Consider the following 20,859-nt stretch of genomic DNA (forward strand, 5'->3'; position numbering starts at 1 on the left):
GGGCCCCAGTTCATGCTCTTCGTGCGCCCCCAGACGCCCGAGGGGCATCTGCCGGAGTGCGGCACCACAGAGTTCCCCCCTGGGGTCAGGCAACTTCTCCTCGGAGACACCTTGGCAGGGAGGCTCCAGATGACCCGCGTACTCGTTCTCGGATCGTCCGTCGCGGTAGGCGTCGGCGCGCTGCTCGGAATGACACTCGCATATCAACTCGTACCGCTCGCGGTGCTCGCCGCCCTGCTGGGGCTGGCGGGCACTTTCGTCGTCGTCCGCGCGATACCCGAACCGGCGCCCGCGGCAGACGCCCCGATCACCCTCAGCGGTCCGCTCGCGCGCCCCGCCGACAACGAGGAGCCCGACACCGAGGCCGAGCCGGTCCCGGTGCAGCAGCTCCCGGTGCCGGTCGTCGCCGCGGTCCCGGACGCCGCGTGACCCGCTGGTCGTGACCACCTCGCCGGCGTAGCGCGGCGAGGTGGTCACGGCCCTAGCGCGCCTGCTTGGCCTGCTGCTTGCGCAGCTCCTTCTCGCTGATCGGCGCCTTGCCGCTCGCGCGCAGCTCGCGGTAGTACGCGCGCGCCTCGTCCTGGCGCACCTTCTCGGAGCCGTCGGCGATCGGCGCGCGCAGGTGCTCCTGCGAGAAGCCCCAGGCGTCGATGACGTCGAGCACGTGCGGGCGCAGCGCCTTGAGCAGGCGGTCGATCGTCGCCGTGACGGCCTTGGCGCGTCCCGTCGAGAGGCGGCCGTTGGTCAGGTGCCAGTCGAGGTGCCGCTCGATCGTGGTGAGCCCGTAGATGTCGCGCAGCAGGGTCAGCACCTTGCGGGTGCCCGGGTCGGACACCGTGCCGACGGCCTTGGTGAACGCGTCCCAGCGGACGAGCTCGGCCCACGCGGCGGCGGACCCGATGAGGCCGACCTGGTTGTCGTCGAAGATCTCCTGCGCCTTGACCGGGTCTGCCTTGAGCGCGGGGCGCATGCCCATCGCGGTGGCGGCGACCATGCCCTCGTAGCGGCCGGCGATCAGGGCGCGCTGCACCTCGGCGTCGAGCAGGCGGCCCGCGGAGCGGGCGCCGCCGCCGTCGGCCACCGACTGGCCCAACCTGCGCAGGGGGGTCTTGTGCAGCACCGCGTCCTTGGCCTGACCGGCCACGATGCCCGCCATGCCGCCCGGGGACTTGGCGGCCCGCGCCATCTTCTTGCCGTAGTCCCCCACGAGGCGCTTGGCCGCGAGCTGCAGGAGCACGTGGTTGTCGCCCTCGAAGGTGGCGTAGATGTCGAGGTCCGCACGCAGCCCGGTGAACCGGTTCTCGGAGAGGAAGCCGGCTCCGCCGCAGGCCTCGCGGCACTCCTGCAGGGTGTCGAGGGAGTACCAGGTGGACGTCGCCTTGAGCGCCGCCGCCGTCGTCTCCAGGTCCTCGCGCTTGGCGGGGGTGTCCTCGCGGCCCGAGAACACGTCGTCGAACAGGTCCAGCAGCTCGTCGTGCGCGAAGTGCATCGCGTACGCCTCGGCGATGCGGGGGAAGAGCCGGCGACGGTGCGTCGCGTAGTCCAGCAGCGTCAGCTCGTCGGCGCCGGTCGCAGGCGAGAACTGGCGGCGCTGCTCGGCGTACTTCGTGGCGATCGCGAGGCCGATCTTGGCCGCGGTGATCGCCGCGCCGTCGAGCGAGACACGACCCTGCACGAGGGCGCCGAGCATCGTGAAGAAGCGCCGGCCGGGGCTGTCGATCGACGAGGTGTAGGTGCCGTCCGCGGCGACCTGGCCGTACCGGGCCAGGAGGTCGCGACGCGGCACCCGCACGTCCGTGAAGTGCAGCTTGCCGTTGTCGATGCCGTTGAGGCCACCCTTCTGGCCGTCGTCCTCGCCGCCGACGCCGGGCAGGAACTCCAGGGTCTGCGGGTCCCGGATCGGCACGTAGAAGCAGTGCACGCCGTGGTCCACGCCGTTGGTGATGAGCTGCGCGAACACCGTCGCGGCCACGCCGTGCTTCGCGGCATTGCCGAGGTACTGCTTCCACGCCCCGCGGAACGGGGTGTTGATGACGAACTCCTCGGTCTCCGGGTCGTACGTCGCGGTGGTGCCGATGGCGGCGACGTCCGAGCCGTGGCCCGTCTCGGTCATCGCGAACGCACCCGGGACGCTCAGGTCCATCGCCCCGGGGAGCAGGCGGTCCTTCTGCTCCTCGGTGCCGAGGTGGTTGATCGCGGAGGCGAAGAGGCCCCACTGCACGCCCGCCTTGATCTGGAGCGACGGGTCGGCCGCGACGAGCTCCTCGAAGCCCACGAGGTTGCCGCCGGCCTGCTCCCGGCCGCCGAGGCGCTCCGGGAAGGCCCGCAGCACCTGGCCGTAGGGCACCATCTGCTTCATCTGGGCGAGCGTGATCTCCCGGTGCTCCTCCTTGGTGATCCCCTCCCGCTTCCAGAGCTCGGGGTGCGCGGCCACCATCCGCCGGGCCTCGGACCGTTCCTCGGGCCAGCGGCCCAGCAGCATCTGCTCCAGGGCGGGCACGTCCACGCGGGCGCCCGACGCCGGACGGGTCGCCTCGGGCTGGGGCGCCACGGCCTGTGGGGCCGCCACGGTGGTGGTCGCGGGCTCGGAGGTGGTCGTCATCGGTTCTCCTCGGTGTTCGGCCAGGGGGCCAGGTTCTGGATGTCGGGAGGGTGGGTCGGGGTCAGGCGGTCGCCGGAGCGGCGCCGGGGCGGTTGTGGTGCAGCACGCCCACGGGCCCGGTCCAGAGCCAGAGGGTCACGCGCTCGGTGAGCTGCTCACGGGTCAGCGGCGTCGACTCGACGGTGCGGTGGCCGAGCCACCACTCACCGGAGCCGCGCACGAAGCCGACGGCGCCCGCGGCCCAGGCCGCGGCGTCCGCCGGAGGTACGTCGGTGGCCCGCGCGAACGGCTCCGCGACGAGCTCGATCACCGAGTCGAGGTAGGCACCGAGCGGGTGCAGGTCGGCGGGGGTGGTCGGCGCGCCGGCGTCGTCGGCGGGTGCCGGGGCGCGGCGGCCGCGGCGGCCGCTCTCGACGGGCGCGGGCTCGTTGCCGCCGATCGCGGTCCGGGTGACGAACCAGTACACGTTGGGGGAGCTCTCGATCATCTCGAGGTAGACGCGCACCATCTCGCGCAGCGCCATCTCCGGGTTGTCGGCCTGCTGCGCGGCGGCGCGCAGCGCGTCGTGCATCTGCATGACCACCGTCTCGGCGACGGCGAGCCGCAGGCCCGCCTTGTCGTCGAAGTACCGGTAGACGATCGACTTGGACGTACCCGCGGCGGCGGCGATCTCGTCCATCGAGACCGCGGGCCCGAGGCGGTGCACGGCCTTGCGCGCGGCGCGGACGAGCTCTGCCCGACGGGCCGTGCGGTGGTCGTCCCAGCGGGTCGAACGACCGTCGACTCCGATGCTCATCGGTCCGCCTCCCCACCTTGACTCGCTAGAGGTCTTGTGATTCGTCTCACGAGACTGAGAGTATCAGGTACTGTGAGTCCTGGGCACCACCCGGGGCGAACCGGGTCGCGGCCCGCCCTGGTCTCGACAAGGCTCGACCCGACGAAGCCCTCTGCCCGACGATGAAGTGAGAAGGAACAGCGACGTGTCCACTACCCCCGCCCCCGTCCCGTCCACGCGCGAAGCCGTGATCATCGGCGGCAACCGCATCCCGTTCTCCCGCGCCGGCAAGAAGTACGTGCGGACCAGCAACCAGGACATGTTCACCGCGGCGCTGGAGGGGCTCGTCGCCCGCTTCGGCCTGCAGGGCGAGCGCCTGGGCGAGGTCGTCGGCGGCGCCGTGCTGAAGCACAGCAAGAACTTCAACCTCATCCGCGAGAGCGTGCTGGGCTCCTCCCTGTCGCCCACCACCCCCGCCTACGACGTGCAGCAGGCGTGCGCCACCGGCCTCGAGGCCGCCATCGCGGTGACGAACAAGATCAAGCTCGGCCAGATCGAGTCCGCGATCGCCGGCGGCACCGACACCGTCTCGGACGCGCCGATCGTGGTCAGCGACCGCCTGCGCGCCGCGCTCCTCGACGCGAACCACGCCAAGACCACCGGGGCCAAGATCAAGGCGCTGCTGCAGGTCCGCCCCAAGGACCTGGCCCCCGCGACCCCCAGCACGGGCGAGCCGCGCACCCACCTCTCGATGGGCGAGCACCAGGCCATCACGACCGCCAAGTGGGGCATCACCCGTGAGGCCCAGGACGAGATCGCGTACAACTCGCACCAGAACCTCGCCCGCGCCTGGGAGGCCGGCTTCTTCGACGACCTGGTCACCCCCTTCAAGGGCCTGACCCGCGACGACAACCTGCGCCCCGACACGTCGCTCGAGAAGCTCGCGAAGCTCAAGCCGGCCTTCGGCATGAAGCTCCCGGACACCGCCACGATGACCGCGGGCAACTCCACGCCGCTGACCGACGGCGCCTCCGCCGTCCTCTTCGCGTCCCGCGCGTGGGCGGAGGAGCGCGAGCTGCCGATCCTCGCCAAGTTCGTGGACGCCGAGACGGCGGCCGTCGACTTCGTGCACGGCCACGAGGGCCTGCTCATGGCCCCGGTCGCGGCGGTCCCGCGTCTGCTGGCCCGCAACGGCCTCACCCTGGACGACATCGACTTCTTCGAGATCCACGAGGCGTTCGCGTCCACGGTGCTGACCACGCTGGCCGCGTGGGAGGACGAGGAATACTGCCGTACGGAGCTCGGGCTCGACGGCGCGTTCGGCAAGGTGGACCGCAGCAAGCTCAACGTGAACGGCTCCTCGCTCGCGGCGGGTCACCCGTTCGCCGCGACGGGTGGGCGCATCATCGCGACCGCCGCCAAGCTGGTCGCCGCGAAGGCCGCGGAGACCGGGCAGCCCGCACGGGCGCTGATCTCGGTCTGCGCCGCCGGCGGTCTGGGCGCGGTCGCCCTGGTCGAGTCCGTCTGAGTCCGCCCGTACCGCCACGCAATCGAAGAGGACATCGTGACCGACAGCTATCTCAACCTGGCCAACGGGACGCTCAAGCCCGTCTTCAAGAAGCTGGGCCTGCCCCAGCCGGCCATCCTCCGGCGCTACCGTCCCGGCAGCCCGCTCACCGTGGGCCCCGTGCTGGTGGTGTCCGACGACGCCTCGGCCGCCGACGCCGACGCCGTGGCCAAGATCCTGTCCGGCTGGGACGTCGACGTGCGCCGTAGCCCGGAGACGGCCGAGGGCGAGCGGTTCGGTGCCGTCGTACTGGTGCTGACCGGCGCCGAGACGCCCGCGGCCGTCTCGGCCCCCGTGCTCACCGTCGCCGGCACGCTGCGGCGCCTCGCGGGCAACGGCCGGGTCGTGACCGTCTCCCGTGCCGTGGCGGACGGCGACGCGCCGGTCCTGGCCGCGACGCGCGGCGGCGTCGAGGGTCTGGTCCGATCGCTCGGCAAGGAGCTGCGCGGCGGGTCCACGGCCAACGGCATCCAGCTCACGGGCGGCGCGGCCGTCGACTCCGCCTCGGCCGTGGCCACGCTGCGCTTCTTCCTGTCCGCGAGGTCGGCCTACGTGGACGGCCAGCTCCTGCCCGTCGGCCCGTCCGACGCCGCGGGTCCGGTGGACTGGGAGCAGCCGCTGGCCGGCAAGGTGGCCGTCGTCACCGGCGCCGCGCGCGGCATCGGCGCGGCGATCGCCCGCACGATGGCCCGGGACGGCGCCAAGGTGGTCGTGATCGACGTGCCGCCCGCGGGCGAGTCGCTCGCGGCCGTCGCGAACGAGATCGGCGGCATCGCGCTCCAGCTCGACATCACCGCCGACGACGCGGCCGACAAGATCCTGGCCGCCGCCAAGCCGCTCGGCGGCCTGGACATCCTGGTCCACAACGCGGGCATCACCCGCGACAAGCTGCTCGCCAACATGACGGCGGACAAGTGGGACCCGGTCATCGCGGTGAACCTCACGGCACAGCTCCAGATCAACGAGCGCCTCCTCGCGGCCGGCGTCGAGGGCCTGCGGATCGTCTCCCTGGCCTCGACCACCGGTCTCGCCGGCAACCGGGGGCAGACCAACTACGGCTACACGAAGGCCGGCGTCATCGCGAACGCCGCCGCGGGCGCCCCGGTGCTCGCGGCCACGGGTGGCACCACCAACGCCGTCGCACCGGGCTGGATCGAGACCGAGATGACCGCGAAGGTGCCCGCTCTCACCCGCACCGTGGCGCGCCGGATGCCGTCGCTGGGCCAGGGCGGCCTGCCGGTCGACATCGCCGAGGCGATCTCGTTCCTCGCGTCCGAGCCGGCCTCCGGCATCAACGGGCAGACCCTCCGGGTGTGCGGCCAGCACATGGTGGGCAAGTGAGCGTGCGCCGAACGCAGGGCGCAGTGGAGGGTGAGGGCCGAGGAACGAGGCACTCGCCCGGAACGGAGCGCCGCGGAGGCGCACCACAGGCAGAGCGTCGCGAAGGAGAACCGACGGCGGGGGCACCGGCGTCGTACGGCGTGACCGAGCTGGCCGGACTGCCGAAGCTGGGCAGGCTGTTCACGAAGGGCGTCGCCGGATCGGCCGGCAAGCGGCCCAGGGGCGAGGTCCGGCTGCCCGAGGTGTCGTACCGCGTGGCGCGGGTGGACACCGCGGGCGAGGCGGCGCACCTGGCGGCGTACCAGGAGCTGCTGGGCGAGCCGTCGTCGGACGTGCTGCCCGCCGGGTTCCTGCACGTGCTGGCGTTCCCGCTGGCCACGGCCGTGATGGTGCGCGGCGACTTCCCGCTGCCGCTGCTCGGCATGGTGCACCTGCGGAACGTGGCGCGGGTGCTCCGCCCGGTGCGGCTGGGCGAGACGGTCGAGGTGCGGGCGTGGGCGCAGGACGCCCGGGCGCACCGCCGGGGCGTCCAGGTGGACCTGGTCGCTGAGGTGCTCGTGGACGGCGACCTCGCCTACCAGGGCGTCTCGACCTACCTCGCCAAGGGCTTCCGGGCGCCCGACGGCGCGGCCCCGGCCGACGAGTCCCCGCGCGAGGAGTGGACGGCGCCCCTGCCGACGGCGCGCTGGAAGCTCGGCTCCGGGACCGGACGGGCCTACGGCGCGGTGTCGGGCGACCAGAACCCGATCCACACGTCGAACCTGGGCGCCAAGGCGTTCGGGTTCCCGCGGGCGATCGCGCACGGGATGTACACCGCGGCGCGGGCGCTGGCCGAGGTCGGGCCCGCCCGGCGCGGCGAGGCGTACGAGTGGACGGTCGAGTTCTTCCGGCCGGTGCTGCTGCCGAGCACGGTCGACGTCGCGATCCGGAACGCGGCCGACCTCGTCCCGGCGGGCTCGGCGGGCTCGGCGGGCTCGGCGGGCGGGAACGAGCCGGCCGGCGGCTTCGTCTACGACGGCTGGCGATCCGGCAAGGGCACCCGCCACTTCCGGGGCACGATCCGGCCCCTCTGACCGGCGCCCTTGTGCGACGGTCCGACGTCGCACGGAGGTCCGGCGTCGCGCACTGTGCCGGGCTCCTCTTCGAGGCCCGAGTTCCTTCGCTTTGGAGCCGTCCAAAGCGAAGAAACTCGGGCCTCGAAGGGGAGGACGCGGGCCCGGATCGACCCCCAGCCGCCGGGGGGCGGAAGGGTCAGGCCGGCGGCCGGAGCGGTCAGGCCGGCGCGCGGAGCGCCAGGCGCGGGAGCAGCACCTTCTCCCAGAGCACCGCCCGCTTGGGGCGGAAGAAGCCCGAGTGCCCGATACGGGTCAAACCGTGGTCGGCCGCGCGCATCTCGACGAGCTCCACCTCGGTGCCCGGGAACTCGCGGCTCCAGTACCGGATCGACTCCGGGGAGATGAGCTCGTCGTCGGCGGTCCACAGGGCGGCGACCGGCGTCTCGACCTTCGCAAACCGGTCCCGCAGCTCGGGGAGCTCGCTGAACAGGTAGTCCGGGTGCAGGCACCAGCGGCCCCACTGGCGCATGACGCCGCCGGGCAGGTCGTCCAGGATCCGGAGCCGACGACCCGGGTAATAGCCCACCAGCGCCGTCGCGGTCGGCGCGATGACCCGCCAGAGCAGGGGCGACCAGGTGCGGATGGTCGGCGCAGCCTTGCCCCGCCAGCCGGTTCCCGAGGTCACCATCACGCAGCGGTCGACGCCGACGTCGGCCAGGAAGCCGAGGCTCTGGCCGCCGAACGAGTGGCCGACCCAGGTGAGCGGGACGCCGTCGGCGTCGGCCCGGGCGCGTGCATGCGCCGCGGCGGCCTCGGCGTCGTGGTACCAGTCGAGGGCGGTGACCGTGGAGTCCCGCAGGGGGCCGTAGAGCTCCGGCTCCGAGCCGCGGTAGGAGAACGTGAGCACCGCGAAGCCGCGCTCGGCGAGCCACACGGCGGTGTGCCGGTAGAACCGCATCGGCATGGCCATGGCCGGTGCGATCGCCACGACGCCGACGGGGGCGCCGTCCGGCAGGAACCAGCGGCCCGCGACCCGCTCGCCGCCGTCGGCGAGGAAGCTCACGTCTTCGGTGCTCACGTCCGGGAGGCTACCAACCGGTTCGGCCCTCGCCGGTGATCGCACCCGGCCGCGGAAAGGACAAAAGCATCGAAGTGCACCCCTGGCGTATCCTCGCCACGGCACGGTGAAATTCATCCGGCGGGAGGATGACATGCTCAGTGACGTGCTCGGCCTGACCAAGTCGCAGTCGCTCGCGTATCGCGAGCTCGTGGCCTCACCATCGCTCGACTCCGCGGAGCTGGCACACCGGCTCGGGTGCGACCCGGGCGACGCCCTGGACGTGCTCCGCACGCTGGAGAGCCATGGCCTCGCGGCCCGGCAGAGCGCGGACGACTCCCGGTTCCAGGCCGCTCCCCCCGAGATCGCGCTGGGCGCGCTGCTCGCCCGGCGCAAGGACGAGATCCGGGCGGCACAGGTCGAGCTGATCGAGCTGGAGGAGGACTTCCGGCGCTCGTCGGCGCTGCGGCCGGCGACCGACGTGGTCGACGTGGTGCGCGGGGCCGACGCCGTGAAGCACCGCATCATGCAGCTCCAGCTCGGCGCACGCGAGACGGTCGAGTCGTTCACCAAGCCACCGGTCTTCGTGATGTCCGCCGAGGACAACACGGCCGAGGACCAGGCCGTGGCCCGCGGCGTCCGGTACCGGGTGGTGGTGGACCGCGTGTTCCTGGACACGGGCATGATGCGCGTGGACGACGTCGCCGCGGCCATCGACAACGGCGAGGAGGTGCGGTTCTCCGAGCGGGTGCCGATCAAGCTGTTCATCATCGACCGCCGGCTCGCGTTCGTGCCGATCCAGACCGTGGTCGACGCCGAGGACTCCGACCTCGCCCCCGACCTGGTGGGCGCGCTGATCATCCACCCCTCCGGGCTGCTCGACGCCCTGATCGCCCTGTTCGAGGCCGTGTGGCGCGACGCCACCCCGTTCGCGCGGCCCGGCGAGCCGGACGGCGGCGGCGAGCTCGAGTACCAGGACGCCCGCATCCTGGGGCTCATGCTCGTGGGCCTCACGGACCAGTCGGTGGCCAACCAGCTCGGCCTCTCGCTGCGGACGGTGCAGCGCCGCGTCAAGGTGCTCATGGACATCGCCGGCGTCTCGACGCGCATCCAGCTCGGCTGGCACGCTGCGCGCAAGGACTGGATCTGACGGCACCCCCGTGACAGCGTGTGGCCATGACCACACTGGCGTGCATCATCCGCCCCTCGACCCCGCCGTCCCGCGTCATCCCGCTCGCCCGCGCCGTCGAGGCCGCGGGGATCGAGGAGATCTGGCTCTGGGAGGACTGCTTCCAGACCGGCGGGATCTCCGCCGCGAGCGCGATCCTGGCTGCGACCGACCACGTCCGCGTGGGGATCGGCGTGATGCCGACGCCCCTGCGGAACGTCGCGCTCACCGCGATGGAGGTCGCCACGGTCGACGGGATGTTCCCGGGCCGGCTCATCCCCGGGATCGGGCACGGCGTGCAGTCCTGGATGGCGCAGGTCGGGGTCAAGGCGGCGTCGCCCCTGACCCTGATGCGGGAGTACGCGACGACGCTGCGCGCCCTGCTGGCGGGGGAGAGTGTGACGTCGTCGGGCCGGTACGTGCACCTGGACGACGTGAAGCTGGACTGGCCGCCCGCCCGGCCCGTGCGGGTGCCGGTCGCCGCGACAGGGCCCAAGTCGCTGCGCGTCGCGGGCGAGGTGGGCGACGGCGTGGTGCTGGAGGGTTCGGTGGGCCTGGTCGGGCTCCCGGCCGCGCTGGAGCGGATCGCCGAGGGCCGGGCCGCCGCCGGACGGGAGGCCGAGCCGTTCCCGGTGATCCAGTTCGTGTCGGGCGGGACCGGGCCGGACGCCGCCGCGCGCCTGCGCGCCGAGCTCACTACCTGGGGACAGGACGTGGCCGACGACGAGCGGCTGGCGAGCTACGCCGTGTGGGGCGACGCCCAGGCGTTCGCCGACGGCGTGCGCCGGTTCGGCGCGGCCGGCGCCGACACCGTGGCGATCCAGCCGACCGAGGACGACCCGGACCCGGAGCGGCTGGCCGCGGTGCTGGGCGAGGCGCGCGAACTGCTGGGCCGGGACTGACAGCGGGGCGGCTTCGGGGGCACGGCACGACGCCGGGGTCGCACCGTCACGTGGCGGTGCGACCCCGGCGTCGTGCGGGCCGATCGATCAGATGTCGCGCGGCGGGGCGAACGAGCCCGAGCTACCGGATGCCACGGCGGGCGTGTTGTTCGGTTCCGCGACGGGCGTGGCGGCAGCGGCGCCGTTCGACAGATTGCCCAGGAAACCCTCGACGCGCGACCGCATGGGGCCGATCAGCGCACCGCCGACACCGACGACGAGAATACCGGCCACGGTGGCCAGGAATGCCACGAGAACTGGCATTGTCACGGTGGTGCCGATGCCGATCTGGTTCACGGCGGCGATAACGCCCAGCGCGATGATGAAGAAGGAGACCGTCTTCGCGACCAGCGGGCCGTAGGAAACGCGGCTCATGGTGTTCATGAGAAGGTCCTTCACCGCATTCGCGATGGCGCCCGCGATCACCACGATGACGATCGCGACGACCAGGCTCGGGAGCCACGCCACGATGTCGTTGACGATCGCGCTCACCGGGTTGGTGGGCCCGAACGCGCTCAGCGCGAGCTGGAGCGTGATGAGCAGGATGAAGTAGTAGATGATCTTCGTGAGCAGCGCGATCGGCTCGATGCCCGACCCGGCGAGGAGGCGGTTCGCCCCCGCGCGCTCGAGCACCTTGTTGAAGCCGACCCGCGTCAGGATCATGCCCACGAACCGGGCGATCGCCTTGGCGATGAAGTACCCGATGAGGAATACCACCAGGAACACGAGGAGCTTCGGGATGAAGCTCGCGACCGCACCGAGCGCGTTCGTGAGCGGTGCCAGCCAGTCGACCTGGTTCGGCACGACGAGTGCCGTATTGAAGAATGTCATGGTGCTCTCCCCCTGCGAGAAATTTCTGTGCACCTCGGGCGCACCGTGACGGCGCGGCGCAAAGGTGACGGCTCCGCACGAACATATGCCGGAGAAGCGCGTTCTGCGCGGCAGAATGGGCCGGTGCGGAGCGCCATTAGCCCGCAGTGCGGGACATCAGCGCAGGTCACATCGTTTAATGCAATACATCAGATTCATGAGTTCGACTGATTCCGCTGTAGAGCGGGTGAGACATAAAAGACATTCCGCGGCGCCGGTGCGAGGAGCGCCTAGCCTGGCGGGATGGATGCCCTGCACGAGCGGACCGCCGTCGAGCTCCGCGACCTTCTCGCCGCCGGAGAGCTCACCCCCACCGAGGTCACCGAGCACTTCCTCGACCGGATCGAGCGGCTGAACCCCGCGGTCGGCGCCTTCGCCACCGTCACCCCCGAGCGCGCCCGGAAACGGGCGGCGGAGCTCCAGGAGACCCGCGGTGCGGGGCCGGACGAGGGCACGCCGCCGTCGGGCAGCCTGTGGGGCCTGCCCACGGGGGACAAGGACCTGTGGAACCGGGCGGGCGTGCCCACCGGCTTCGGGTCGCGCGCCTTCGCGGACCTGCCGCCGGCCGAGGAGAGCGACGAGATCGTTCAGGTGCTCGACGACGCCGGGATCGTCAGCCTGGGCAAGACCGCCGCGCCCGAGCTGGGCTTCCCCGCCTACACGGAGCCGGTCGGCGCCGCCCCGGCGCGCACCCCCTGGGACCTGGGCCGCGGTGCGGGCGGCTCCAGCGGCGGGGCCGCCGCCGCGGTGGCGGCGGGCATGCTGCCGTTCGCGCCCGGGTCCGACGGCGGCGGGTCGATCCGCATCCCGGCGGCGGCCTGCGGCGTCGTCGGCCTCAAGCCGACGCGCGGGCTGCTGCCCGCGGGCAGCGGCGTCGACTCGCTGGGCGGGCTGGTCGTGAACGGGCCGATCGCGCGCACCGTCGCCGACGCCGCCCTGCTGCTGGAGGCGATGCTCCCGCGGCGCGCCGGGGGCGGCGTCGCGCACCCGTACACGCTCCGGGCGCCGTCGTACGCCGCGGGCGCGTACCTCGCGGCCGCGCAGCGGGCCGAGCTGCCGGAGGACGCCGGCGTCGCCGGCCGGGGAGCCGCCCGCATCGGCGTGACCACCTCGTCGGCGTGGGACGGCTTCTACGACATCGCGGTGTCCCCCGAGGCGCGCGCCGGGCTGGACGCCGGGGTGCGTGCCCTGGCCGCGGCCGGGCACGAGGTCGAGCAGACGCTCCTGACCGAGGCTCCCGAGTACGCCCCCGCGTTCCGGACCCTGTGGATGGGTGGCGCGTCGGCGGTGCCCATCGACGACCCGGAGACGCTGGCCAAGCTGGAGCCCCTGACGCAGTGGCTCATCCGGTCGGGCCGCGAGGTGCCCGCCCGCCGGCTCGCCGAGGCGGTGCGCACGCTCACCGGCTTCGAGCGCTCGCTCGTGGCGCAGGTCAGCGCCTACGACGCCGTCGTGACTCCCGCGCTCGCCCTCACCCCGCGGCCGATCGGGTGGTACGACGCCGAGGACCCCGAGCGGAACTTCGAGCAGCAGTGCCTGTACACGCCGTTCACGTCGATGCTCAACGTCGCCGGGCTGCCGGCGATCACCGTGCCGACCCACTGGACCGAGCCCACCGCCGAGGCGCCGGGCGGGCTGCCCATGGGGGTGCAGATCATCGGTCGGCCGGGCGGCGAGCTCACGCTGCTGGCGCTGGCGGCCCAGGTCGAGGCGGCCCTCCCCCGCCCGCGCACGTTCCCCCTCTGACGTGTCAGACGTACGGGTCACCAGAGGGGCCTGTACGTCTGACACGGGGTTCGGTCGTGGCCGAATGTGGTTCCGCGCCTCGGCGGCGGCGTGGTTGGGTACCCCTAGAGGGTATCTAGCCACGACGGCGCCGAAGCGCCGGGACAGGGAGCACGGGACCATGACCGAGACGTTCGGGACGACCGTCCCCGCGCGGCCGAGCCGGTGGACGGGGACCTGGCCCACCAACACCGCCTGGATCGTGCTCGGCGTGCTCACGGGCTTCGGCCTGCTGGTCGGCGGGACGGCGATCGTCGACGGCACCTGGCAGGAGGCGGTCGCCGAGGACCCGGCCACCGCGATCGGCGTCGCGACCCTGTGCTACCTGGCCGCCGCCGTGACCGGCGTCCGCTGGACGGCCTGGCTCGTCGCGCTCCTGGCGTCCGTGATCCCCGTCGCGTCCGAGCTGCTGGACACGCCGCGCTGGGTCGCGTTCGTCCTGGTGGGGCTGGTCCTCACCGGCATCGGCCTGGCCCGCGGACGCCGTGCGACGTGGCCGCAGGCCGTCGCGATGGCGGGCTTCTTCGGCGTCGCGACGGTGGCCCTGTTCCTGGAGCCGCGGCTCGGGCTGGCCCTCGCGGGCCTCGCCCTCGCCGCGCACGCCGGGTGGGACGTGGTGCACTACCGCCGTGACGTCGTGGTCAACCGGTCGCTCGCGCTGTGGTGCATCGGCCTGGACCTCACGATGGGCGGCATCTGCGTGGCCCTCGCCCTCTAGCTGTCAGACGTACAGGTCACCCGGGTGACCTGTCCGTCGGACACGTCAGTCCTCGTCCGGGAGGCAGCCGAAGGCCTCGTCGAAGCCCAGGGCGGCCGTGGCCAGCAGGCCCGCGAGACCGGAGCCCTCGGGCACCGGACGCGGGTCGTCGGTCACGACCCACAGCCCGTCGACCACGTCGTACCCGGCCTGCGGACCCTCCTCGACCAGGCGGCCGACGGCGGCGATCAAGCGCTCGACCTCCTCGCCCGCGGTGCCGACGCCCACCGAGGCGCGCACCGCTCCGGCGTCGAACCCGAGCCGGCCGAGCAGCGGGTGCGCGCAGAAGCGGCCGTCCCGGACGCCGATGCCGTGCTCCGCGGACAGGTATGCGGCGACGAGGCCCGGGTCGTACCCGGTCACGGTGAAGGTCACCACGCCCACGGGGTCGACGGCGTCGGCCCAGACCCGCACGACCTCGACACGGTCGATCGCCTCGAGCCCCGACACGAGCCGGCGGCGCAGGGTGTTCTCGTGGGCCACGACCTCGGCGGCGTCGAGCGCCGCCAGCTCCTCGCAGGCCGCCGCGAGCGCCACCGCGCCGATCACGTTGGGGGAGCCTGCCTCGTGGCGGGCGGGCCCCTCGTGCCAGTCGGTGCCGCCCACCCGCACGCGCCGGACGGCGCCGCCGCCCGCGAGGTAGGGCGTACCCGCGTCGAGCCAGTCGCGGCGGCCCACCAGCACACCAGCGCCGAACGGGGCGTAGGTCTTGTGGCCGGAGAAGGCGAGGTAGTCCACGCCGGTGGACTCCAGCGAGATGCGGCGGTGCGGCACGAGCTGGGCGCCGTCGAGCGCCACGCGCGCCCCGAACTCGTGGGCCACGGCGACGATCTCGGCGATCGGGAGGGACTCGCCGGTCACGTTCGAGGCGCCGGTCAGGGCCACGAGGGCGAACGGATGGTCCGCGGCGGCGTCGGCCAGCTCCTCCCGGATCTGGGCGACGGTCTCGGCCACGGTGGCACCGCCGGTCAGCACGGTCGCGCCGGTGGTGCGCTGCCAGGGCAGCAGGTTCGCGTGGTGCTCCACGTCGAGCACCAGCACGCGGCCGGGCTCGCCGTCGGGCTGCGCGGGGACGCAGCCGGCGAGGAGGTTGAGGGAGTCGGTGGTGTTCCGCGTGATGATCGTCAGGTCGTCCTCGCGGGCGCCGACGAACGCGCCGACGGTGCGGCGCGCGGTCTCGTAGAGCGCAGTGCTCACCTGGGAGAGGTAGCCCGCACCGCGGTGCACGCTGGCGTACAGGGGCAGCACCTGGGTGACACGGTCGGCGACGGCCTGCAGGGCCGGGGCGGACGCGGCGACGTCGAGGTTCGCGTACGAGACCCGCGTGCCGTCCACGAGCGGGACGAGCGTGCCGCCGCCGACGACAGGGCGCAGCGGGGCGAGGTCGGTCACCGCGGTGGCACGGCTGAGGGTGGGAGCAGACATGGCGTCCTCCAGCACAGTCCTGGGGGAGGTTCCCCCGCGCTTGCCGCACGCGGGCTGCGCGCGGCCTGGTCGTCACCCGGGGCACCCCACCGCGGAGGGAGGGTTGCCGGCCAGCGAGCCGGGGCTTGACGCTGGCGCTCATGACCTGCGGCCATCCTGTGCTGCGGGCAAAACTCCTGTCAACGCACGTCTCAGATGCTGGTCCCACGATCCGGTCGGGTCGCGCGAGTCGCGAGGCCGGCGACGCGGGCGGCGTCCGAGCGGTACATGGCGGCGTGGTCGCGCAGCTCGGCGGGCCCGCCGTCGTCGGCCCTGGCCTCGCTGAACGCGGCGAGCTCCGTGAGTCGCTCCGCCATCGCGCGGAGCACGTCCGCACTCGACCAGCCGGCCCCGTACGCGGCGACCAGCGTGTCCAGCCGGGCCGGCGGGTCCAGGTGCCCGACGTCGTAGGCCACCCCGGCGAACGCGTCGCCCGCGAACGGGGCCATGCGGTACGCGGTGTACGCCACGTCCCACACGCGAGGCCCGGGCGACGCCGTGTCCACGTCGATGAGCCCGACGAGCCGGCCCGCGCGGAACACCATGTTGTACGGCGCGGCGTCGTTGTGGCAGATCACCTCGGCCGGCTCGCGGGCGGGCAGCCGCCAGACGGCGTCCGGCAGGTCGAGGTCGAGGGACGCGTCGTGGAGCCGGCGCAGGAGGCGCCCGGCGTCGCGCAGGTTCCGCTCGGACCAGAGCCACTCCGGGGCCGGCCAGCCCGGGACGTCGCCAGGGAGGAACGAGACGACCTCGCGCCCCCGCTCGTCGAGCCCGAAGGGCTCAGGCACCTCCGTGATGCCCCGGCCCCGCACGTGGCGCAGGTACTCGTGGACCGTGGGCGTCCACGGCCCGGCGGTCCGCAGCACCGTGTGTCGCCCACGCGCACCACCGCGTTCATGTTGCCGCCGGTCAGCGGCTCCTCGTGCCCTGGCATCGCCGCCACCGTACCGAAAAGCGGTTTCCCGACCAGATTGGTCGGATTGCCTGTCGAGACACTGTTCCACCCACCGGACACCATGTCGTAGGGTTGGCAACGACCATCCCGAGCGGCCGAGTGACGTGGCACGACGACGCCGCAGCAACCCAGCGTTCCCCGCAGCCGCGGAGAACGGACGAGGGTGCTACCGCCACGACCGATGGAGGAGCATCATGAGCGACCCCGCGCGCGTCGAAGCACGACCGGCCGACGGCTACGCCGGCGACATCACGCCCCAGCAGGCCTGGGACCTGCTCTCCGGTGACCCGGACGCCACGCTCGTGGACGTCCGTACCGAGGGCGAGTGGCGCACGATCGGCATCCCGGACACGGCATCGCTGGAGAAGCAGCCCGTGTTCACCGAGTGGGTGCAGGCCGGCGGCGTGCCCAACCCGCGGTTCCTGGAGGAGCTCCGGGCGGCCGGCGTCTCCGGCGGGCCCATCGTCTTCCTGTGCCGCTCCGGCCAGCGCTCGATCGCGGCGGCGCGGCTCGCCACGGCGTCGGGCATCGCGCCGTCGTACAACGTGCTGGAGGGTTTCGAGGGTGCGCCCGGGGCCGACGGTGTCCGCGACCAGCAGGGCTGGAAGGTCGCCGGGCTGCCGTGGACGGCGGGCCCCGCGTGACCGTCACCGGCGCGTTCCCGCCGGACGCGAACCCCGGTGGTTCCGGCCGCAAGCCGCTTCCCGACGGCGTCCGCCCGGCGACGCTCGCCGTGCGCGGCGGCCACCAGCGCAGCGAGTTCCAGGAGACCAGCGAGGCGCTGTTCCTCACGCAGGGCTACGTCTACGACAACGCCGCGGAGGCCGAGGCCGCGTTCAAGGGCGACGTCGACCGGTTCGTCTACTCGCGCTACGGCAACCCGACGGTGCACACCTTCGAGGAGCGGCTGCGCCAGCTCGAGGGTGCCGACGCCTGCTACGCGACCGCGACCGGCATGTCCGCGGTGTTCACGTCGCTGGCCGCGCTCGTGGAGTCGGGCTCCCGGATCGTGGCCGCCCGGGCGCTGTTCGGGTCCTCGGTGGTGATCTTCGAGGAGATCTTCAAGAAGTGGGGTGTGCGCACCGACTACGTGGACGGGCACGTGCTGTCCCAGTGGGAGGAGGCGCTCTCGACACCCGCGGACGTGGTGTTCTTCGAGACGCCGTCGAACCCGATGCAGGACATCGTGGACGTCCGCGCCGTCGTGGACCTGGCGCACTCCGCCGGGGCGACGGTGGTGCTCGACAACGTGTTCGCCACCCCGCTGCTGCAGAAGCCGCTGGAGCTGGGTGCCGACGTGGTCGTCTACTCGGCGACCAAGCACATCGACGGGCAGGGGCGCGTGCTGGGCGGCGCGATACTCGGTTCCACGGAGTACATCACCGGCCCCGTGCAGACGTTCATCCGCAACACCGGGCCGTCGCTGGCGCCGTTCAACGCGTGGACCCTGCTCAAGGGCCTGGAGACGCTGCCGGTGCGCGTGGCGGCCCAGAGCGCGAGCGCCCTCGCCGTGGCGCGCGCCCTGGAGGAGCTGCCCGCGGTGGGCACCGTGCGCTACCCGTTCCTCGACTCCCACCCGCAGGCCGACCTGGCGCGGTCCCAGATGAGCGGCGGCGGCACGGTCGTGACGTTCGACCTGGCGGTCCCCGGGGGCACGGACGACGACGCCGCGAAGCGGCACACGTTCGCGTTCCTCGACGCCCTGCGGCTGGTCGACATCTCGAACAACCTCGGCGACGCGAAGTCCCTGATCACCCACCCCGCGACGACCACGCACCGCAAGCTGGGCGCGCCGGGCCGGGCCGCCGTCGGCATCGCGGAGACGACGGTCCGCCTCTCGGTGGGCCTGGAGGACGTCCAGGACATCATCGAGGACGTCACCCAGGCCCTGTCCGCGGCAGGGTAGGCCGTCGAGATCTGGCGGCTGCGCCGAGATCTGGCGGCGCGCCGCCAGATCTCGGCGCGACCACCAGATCTCAGCGCCTCGTCAGCGACCGGCCCGGGTGAGGATCCGGGCCGCCAGGGACTCGTGGCCCTCCAGGAGCGCCACGTCCGACGTCGCGATCGCCTTCGATGCCGCCGGCGGGACGCCGGTGGCCGGGTCGAGCACCGCGTCCTGCAGCTCGAGCCGCTGCTCGTCGAGGTGCGACGTGCGGCCGCCCGTCGACAGGCCCCAGCCGAACGGGAACAGCGGGTCGTAGTCCCGGTCGCCCACGTTCACCACCGGGTCGTCGGCCGACCGCGGCCACGAGACCGACAGCCTGCCGGTGAACTGCCGTTCGCCGAACAACACGTCCGCGACGCCGGCGCCCTCCGTGCCCGGCAGCCACGACGCGACCAGCGCGTCGATCGACCGGAGCTGGTCGGTGAGCACCTGCGGCCGCCCCGAGACCACCAGGACCACGCAGGTCCGGATCTCGGCACAGACCTTCTCCACGACCGCGGCGTCGCCGGGCTGCAGCGACATCGACTTCTCCTCGCGGGGGACCCCGCCGTCGGCCGGGTCCCAGGCCCACTCGGGCCCGCCGACGTCGCCGAACCCCTCGGCGTACGGCGTCTCGCCGACGACGACGACGCCGACGTCGGCGCCGTCGGTCGGCGCGGAGGCGTCCTCGCTGAACGTGACGTCGTCGGCCGCCGCCTGGATGCCCTCCAGGATCGTGGTGCCCGCCGTGACGTCGCCCGAGAACCCCTGCCACGTGCCGGTCCAGCCGCCGGCCTGGTTGCCCAGGTCGTCGGCGTTGCGGCCCGCGACGTAGATGCTCTCGTCGTCGTCCAGCGGCAGGGCGCGGTGGCTGTTCTTGAGCAGCACCTGCGACTCGGCGACGGCCTTGCGGGCGATCGCCCGGTGCTCCGCCGAACCGATGTCGTCGGCGTTGGACCGGTCCGCGAACGGCTCCTCGAACAGACCCAGCTCGAACTTGGCGGCGAGGATCCTGGACACGGCGTCGTTGATGCGCTTCTCGCCGACCTGCCCGTCCTGGACCGCGGCGAGCAGCCGCGTGTGGAACCGCTCGAACTGCGACGGCTCCATGAACATGTCGATGCCCGCGTTGACGCCGGTGACGATCTGGCCGGTGGTCGGGGAGTCGGCCGCGAGCGGCGGGATCTGGTGGATCCCCTGCCAGTCGCTGATCACGAAGCCGTCGAACCCCTGCTTCTGCTTGAGCCACCCGGTGACCAGCTCGCGGTTCGCATGCATCTTCACGGGGTTGCCGAGGCCGTCGTCGGTCCAGTCGATGCTGGAGAAGCTCGGCATGACCGAGCCGACGCCGGCCTTGAGCGCCGCCACGTACGGCGGCAGGTCCACCTGCTCGACGTGCCGCCGGCTCTGCTCGGTGATGCCCTGGTCGATCGTGTAGTCGCCCTCGCCGGTGCCGAAGGTGGTGTCGCCGTCGCCCGCGAAGTGCTTGGCGGTCGCGAGCACCGACGTGCTGCTGTCCAGGTCCTTGCCCTGGAAGCCGGTCACGGCGGCCGCGCCGAGCACGCTCGCGAGCGCGGGGTGCTCCCCGAAGGACTCGTACGTGCGGCCCCAGCGGTCGTCACGCACCACGCACACGCAGGGCGCGAACGTCCACGGGATGCCGGTCGCGCGCGTCTCGGACGCGACCATGCGCTCGGCCCGCGCGACCAGCAGGGGGTCGCGCGTGGCGCCGAGCCCGATGTTGTGCGGCAGGATCGTCGCGCCGTTCAGGTTGCCGTGCCCGTGCACGGAGTCGACGCCGTAGATCAGCGGGATCTGCAGCCGCGTCGCGAGGGCCTGTGTCTGGAAGCCGTCGATCGCGTCCGCCCAGGCCTCGGGCGTGTTCTCGGCGGGCGTCGATCCGCCGCCGCTGAGCACCGAGCCGAGGCCGAGCTCCGTGATGATCGCGGGGTCGCTCGTGACGTTCGCGCGCTCCGCCTGCGTCATCTGCCCGACCTTCTCCGCGAGCGTCATGCGCTTCAGGAGGTCGGCGACACGCTTCTTGGTGGACAGGCGCGGGTCCAGATAGGGCAGACCGTGCGCCCGCACGACGACGGCGGGCTGGCGCGAGACCCGCGCGTCCCGTGACTCCAGGGTCACGGGCACGGTCTCCGCCGTCTCGCCGGAGTCCGAGGCGCGGGTGGCGATCCGGACGGTCCGCTCGGTGCCGGACGGTGTGCCGGCGGGGAACTCGAGGGTGCCGGAGGCGGCGGCGTAGTCGGCGTCGGCGGTGGCCGTGCCGGAGCCGGTGCGCCAGCCGACCGTGACGGGCCCGGAGAGGGCGGCGCCGTCGGCGGCCTCGACCGTGACGGTGACCGTCGCGGCGGCGCCGTCGTCGACGAACGTGACGGGGTCCGCGCTCACGACGGCCTCGGGGGCCGGGGCGGCGCGGGTGGCCAGAGGGGGTACGAACAGAGTCGTGGGGGGGGGGGGGGCCCCCCCCCCCGGGGGGGGGGGGGGGGGGGGGGGGGGGGGGGGGGGGGGGCCCCGGGGGGCGGGGGGGGGGGGCCGGGCGCCCCCCGGCCCCGCGCGGCGGTTTTGGGGGGAGTTGGGCTGTTG

At 73.2% G+C, this 20,859-nt stretch carries 17 protein-coding genes and 1 riboswitch; of the genes, 10 read left to right on the plus strand and 7 right to left on the minus strand.

The window, feature by feature from the left end; genetic code table 11:
* Positions 1–129: 129 nt before the first annotated feature.
* Positions 130–429 carry a hypothetical protein gene (locus AB0I29_RS24680; protein ID WP_285101907.1) on the plus strand — a complete coding sequence of 100 codons (300 nt, stop codon included), beginning with the start codon at positions 130–132 and terminating at the stop codon, positions 427–429.
* 52 nt (positions 430–481) lie between these two features.
* Here AB0I29_RS24680 and AB0I29_RS24685 read toward each other — a convergent pair whose 3' ends face one another.
* The gene (locus tag AB0I29_RS24685; RefSeq protein WP_357486606.1) at positions 482–2,602 is read right to left on the minus strand and encodes an acyl-CoA dehydrogenase; all 2,121 of its coding nucleotides are present in this window, start codon (positions 2,600–2,602) and stop codon (positions 482–484) included.
* A 61-nt stretch (positions 2,603–2,663) separates the two neighbouring features.
* Positions 2,664–3,398, minus strand: a complete 735-nt coding sequence (locus AB0I29_RS24690) for a TetR/AcrR family transcriptional regulator (RefSeq protein ID WP_285101903.1) — start codon at positions 3,396–3,398, stop codon at positions 2,664–2,666.
* Positions 3,399–3,582: 184 nt separating this feature from the next.
* Between AB0I29_RS24690 and AB0I29_RS24695 the strand changes: the two genes are divergently transcribed.
* The 3 genes from AB0I29_RS24695 to AB0I29_RS24705 all read left to right on the plus strand — a co-directional run bounded on the left by AB0I29_RS24695 (position 3,583) and on the right by AB0I29_RS24705 (position 7,358).
* Positions 3,583–4,905, plus strand: a complete 1,323-nt coding sequence (locus AB0I29_RS24695; RefSeq protein ID WP_357486609.1) for an acetyl-CoA C-acetyltransferase — start codon at positions 3,583–3,585, stop codon at positions 4,903–4,905.
* A 36-nt stretch (positions 4,906–4,941) separates the two neighbouring features.
* Entirely contained in the window at positions 4,942–6,285 is a 1,344-nt protein-coding gene (locus AB0I29_RS24700) for a 3-oxoacyl-ACP reductase (RefSeq protein ID WP_357486611.1), read from the plus strand.
* Positions 6,286–6,425: 140 nt separating this feature from the next.
* Positions 6,426–7,358 (plus strand): MaoC/PaaZ C-terminal domain-containing protein, encoded by a 933-nt coding sequence (locus tag AB0I29_RS24705; protein ID WP_285101900.1) that lies wholly within the window; start codon positions 6,426–6,428, stop codon positions 7,356–7,358.
* A 199-nt stretch (positions 7,359–7,557) separates the two neighbouring features.
* Here the strand turns inward: AB0I29_RS24705 and AB0I29_RS24710 are convergent, their stop codons facing one another.
* Entirely contained in the window at positions 7,558–8,418 is an 861-nt protein-coding gene (locus AB0I29_RS24710; protein ID WP_285101899.1) for an alpha/beta fold hydrolase, read from the minus strand.
* A 133-nt stretch (positions 8,419–8,551) separates the two neighbouring features.
* Between AB0I29_RS24710 and AB0I29_RS24715 the strand changes: the two genes are divergently transcribed.
* On the plus strand, positions 8,552–9,547 hold the full coding sequence (locus AB0I29_RS24715) for a helix-turn-helix domain-containing protein (protein WP_285101898.1): 996 nt from the start codon (positions 8,552–8,554) through the stop codon (positions 9,545–9,547).
* Between the two features lie 26 nt (positions 9,548–9,573).
* On the plus strand, positions 9,574–10,467 hold the full coding sequence (locus tag AB0I29_RS24720; protein WP_285101896.1) for an LLM class flavin-dependent oxidoreductase: 894 nt from the start codon (positions 9,574–9,576) through the stop codon (positions 10,465–10,467).
* Between the two features lie 87 nt (positions 10,468–10,554).
* On the opposite strand, the gene AB0I29_RS24725 is transcribed toward AB0I29_RS24720, so the two are convergent.
* On the minus strand, positions 10,555–11,337 hold the full coding sequence (locus AB0I29_RS24725; protein WP_357486615.1) for a hypothetical protein: 783 nt from the start codon (positions 11,335–11,337) through the stop codon (positions 10,555–10,557).
* A 282-nt stretch (positions 11,338–11,619) separates the two neighbouring features.
* On the opposite strand from AB0I29_RS24725, the gene AB0I29_RS24730 reads away from it, so the two are divergent.
* Both AB0I29_RS24730 and AB0I29_RS24735 read left to right on the plus strand, forming a co-directional pair.
* Entirely contained in the window at positions 11,620–13,122 is a 1,503-nt protein-coding gene (locus tag AB0I29_RS24730; protein WP_357486617.1) for an amidase, read from the plus strand.
* 160 nt (positions 13,123–13,282) lie between these two features.
* Positions 13,283–13,879, plus strand: coding sequence for a hypothetical protein (locus AB0I29_RS24735; RefSeq protein ID WP_357486619.1), 597 nt, complete (start codon positions 13,283–13,285; stop codon positions 13,877–13,879).
* 45 nt (positions 13,880–13,924) lie between these two features.
* Here the strand turns inward: AB0I29_RS24735 and AB0I29_RS24740 are convergent, their stop codons facing one another.
* Both AB0I29_RS24740 and AB0I29_RS24745 read right to left on the minus strand, forming a co-directional pair.
* The gene (locus AB0I29_RS24740; protein WP_285101890.1) at positions 13,925–15,343 is read right to left on the minus strand and encodes an aminotransferase class V-fold PLP-dependent enzyme; all 1,419 of its coding nucleotides are present in this window, start codon (positions 15,341–15,343) and stop codon (positions 13,925–13,927) included.
* 31 nt (positions 15,344–15,374) lie between these two features.
* A riboswitch (SAM riboswitch) is annotated at positions 15,375–15,489 on the minus strand.
* Positions 15,490–15,534: 45 nt separating this feature from the next.
* The gene (locus AB0I29_RS24745; protein WP_357486622.1) at positions 15,535–16,248 is read right to left on the minus strand and encodes an aminoglycoside phosphotransferase family protein; all 714 of its coding nucleotides are present in this window, start codon (positions 16,246–16,248) and stop codon (positions 15,535–15,537) included.
* Positions 16,249–16,531: 283 nt separating this feature from the next.
* Here AB0I29_RS24745 and AB0I29_RS24750 point away from each other — a divergent pair, with 283 nt between their 5' ends.
* Together AB0I29_RS24750 and AB0I29_RS24755 are read left to right on the plus strand one after the other, a co-directional pair.
* A complete protein-coding gene (locus tag AB0I29_RS24750; protein ID WP_285101888.1) occupies positions 16,532–16,981 on the plus strand; it encodes a rhodanese-like domain-containing protein in 450 nt (149 codons plus the stop codon).
* Positions 16,978–18,243: an O-succinylhomoserine sulfhydrylase gene (locus tag AB0I29_RS24755; RefSeq protein WP_357486624.1), complete on the plus strand. Its 1,266-nt coding sequence runs from the start codon at positions 16,978–16,980 to the stop codon at positions 18,241–18,243. Before AB0I29_RS24750 ends, AB0I29_RS24755 begins: the two co-directional genes overlap by 4 nt.
* An 81-nt stretch (positions 18,244–18,324) precedes the next feature.
* On the opposite strand, the gene AB0I29_RS24760 is transcribed toward AB0I29_RS24755, so the two are convergent.
* Positions 18,325–20,664: a glycoside hydrolase family 3 N-terminal domain-containing protein gene (locus AB0I29_RS24760; protein WP_357486626.1), complete on the minus strand. Its 2,340-nt coding sequence runs from the start codon at positions 20,662–20,664 to the stop codon at positions 18,325–18,327.
* Positions 20,665–20,859 lie beyond the last annotated feature (195 nt).

It is taken from the genome of Promicromonospora sp. NPDC050262 (assembly GCF_040655935.1).
Taxonomy (GTDB): Bacteria; Actinomycetota; Actinomycetes; order Actinomycetales; family Cellulomonadaceae; genus Promicromonospora.

Excerpts from the sequence above, each read along its gene's own strand:
- AB0I29_RS24680 (WP_285101907.1), top strand. The coding sequence starts at position 130 with ATGACCCGCGTACTCGTTCTCGGATCGTCCGTCGCGGTAGGCGTCGGC.
- AB0I29_RS24685 (WP_357486606.1), bottom strand. The coding sequence starts at position 2,602 with ATGACGACCACCTCCGAGCCCGCGACCACCACCGTGGCGGCCCCACAG.
- AB0I29_RS24690 (WP_285101903.1), bottom strand. The coding sequence starts at position 3,398 with ATGAGCATCGGAGTCGACGGTCGTTCGACCCGCTGGGACGACCACCGC.
- AB0I29_RS24715 (WP_285101898.1), top strand. The coding sequence starts at position 8,552 with ATGCTCAGTGACGTGCTCGGCCTGACCAAGTCGCAGTCGCTCGCGTAT.
- AB0I29_RS24720 (WP_285101896.1), top strand. The coding sequence starts at position 9,574 with ATGACCACACTGGCGTGCATCATCCGCCCCTCGACCCCGCCGTCCCGC.
- AB0I29_RS24725 (WP_357486615.1), bottom strand. The coding sequence starts at position 11,337 with ATGACATTCTTCAATACGGCACTCGTCGTGCCGAACCAGGTCGACTGG.
- AB0I29_RS24730 (WP_357486617.1), top strand. The coding sequence starts at position 11,620 with ATGGATGCCCTGCACGAGCGGACCGCCGTCGAGCTCCGCGACCTTCTC.
- AB0I29_RS24735 (WP_357486619.1), top strand. The coding sequence starts at position 13,283 with ATGACCGAGACGTTCGGGACGACCGTCCCCGCGCGGCCGAGCCGGTGG.
- AB0I29_RS24740 (WP_285101890.1), bottom strand. The coding sequence starts at position 15,343 with ATGTCTGCTCCCACCCTCAGCCGTGCCACCGCGGTGACCGACCTCGCC.
- AB0I29_RS24750 (WP_285101888.1), top strand. The coding sequence starts at position 16,532 with ATGAGCGACCCCGCGCGCGTCGAAGCACGACCGGCCGACGGCTACGCC.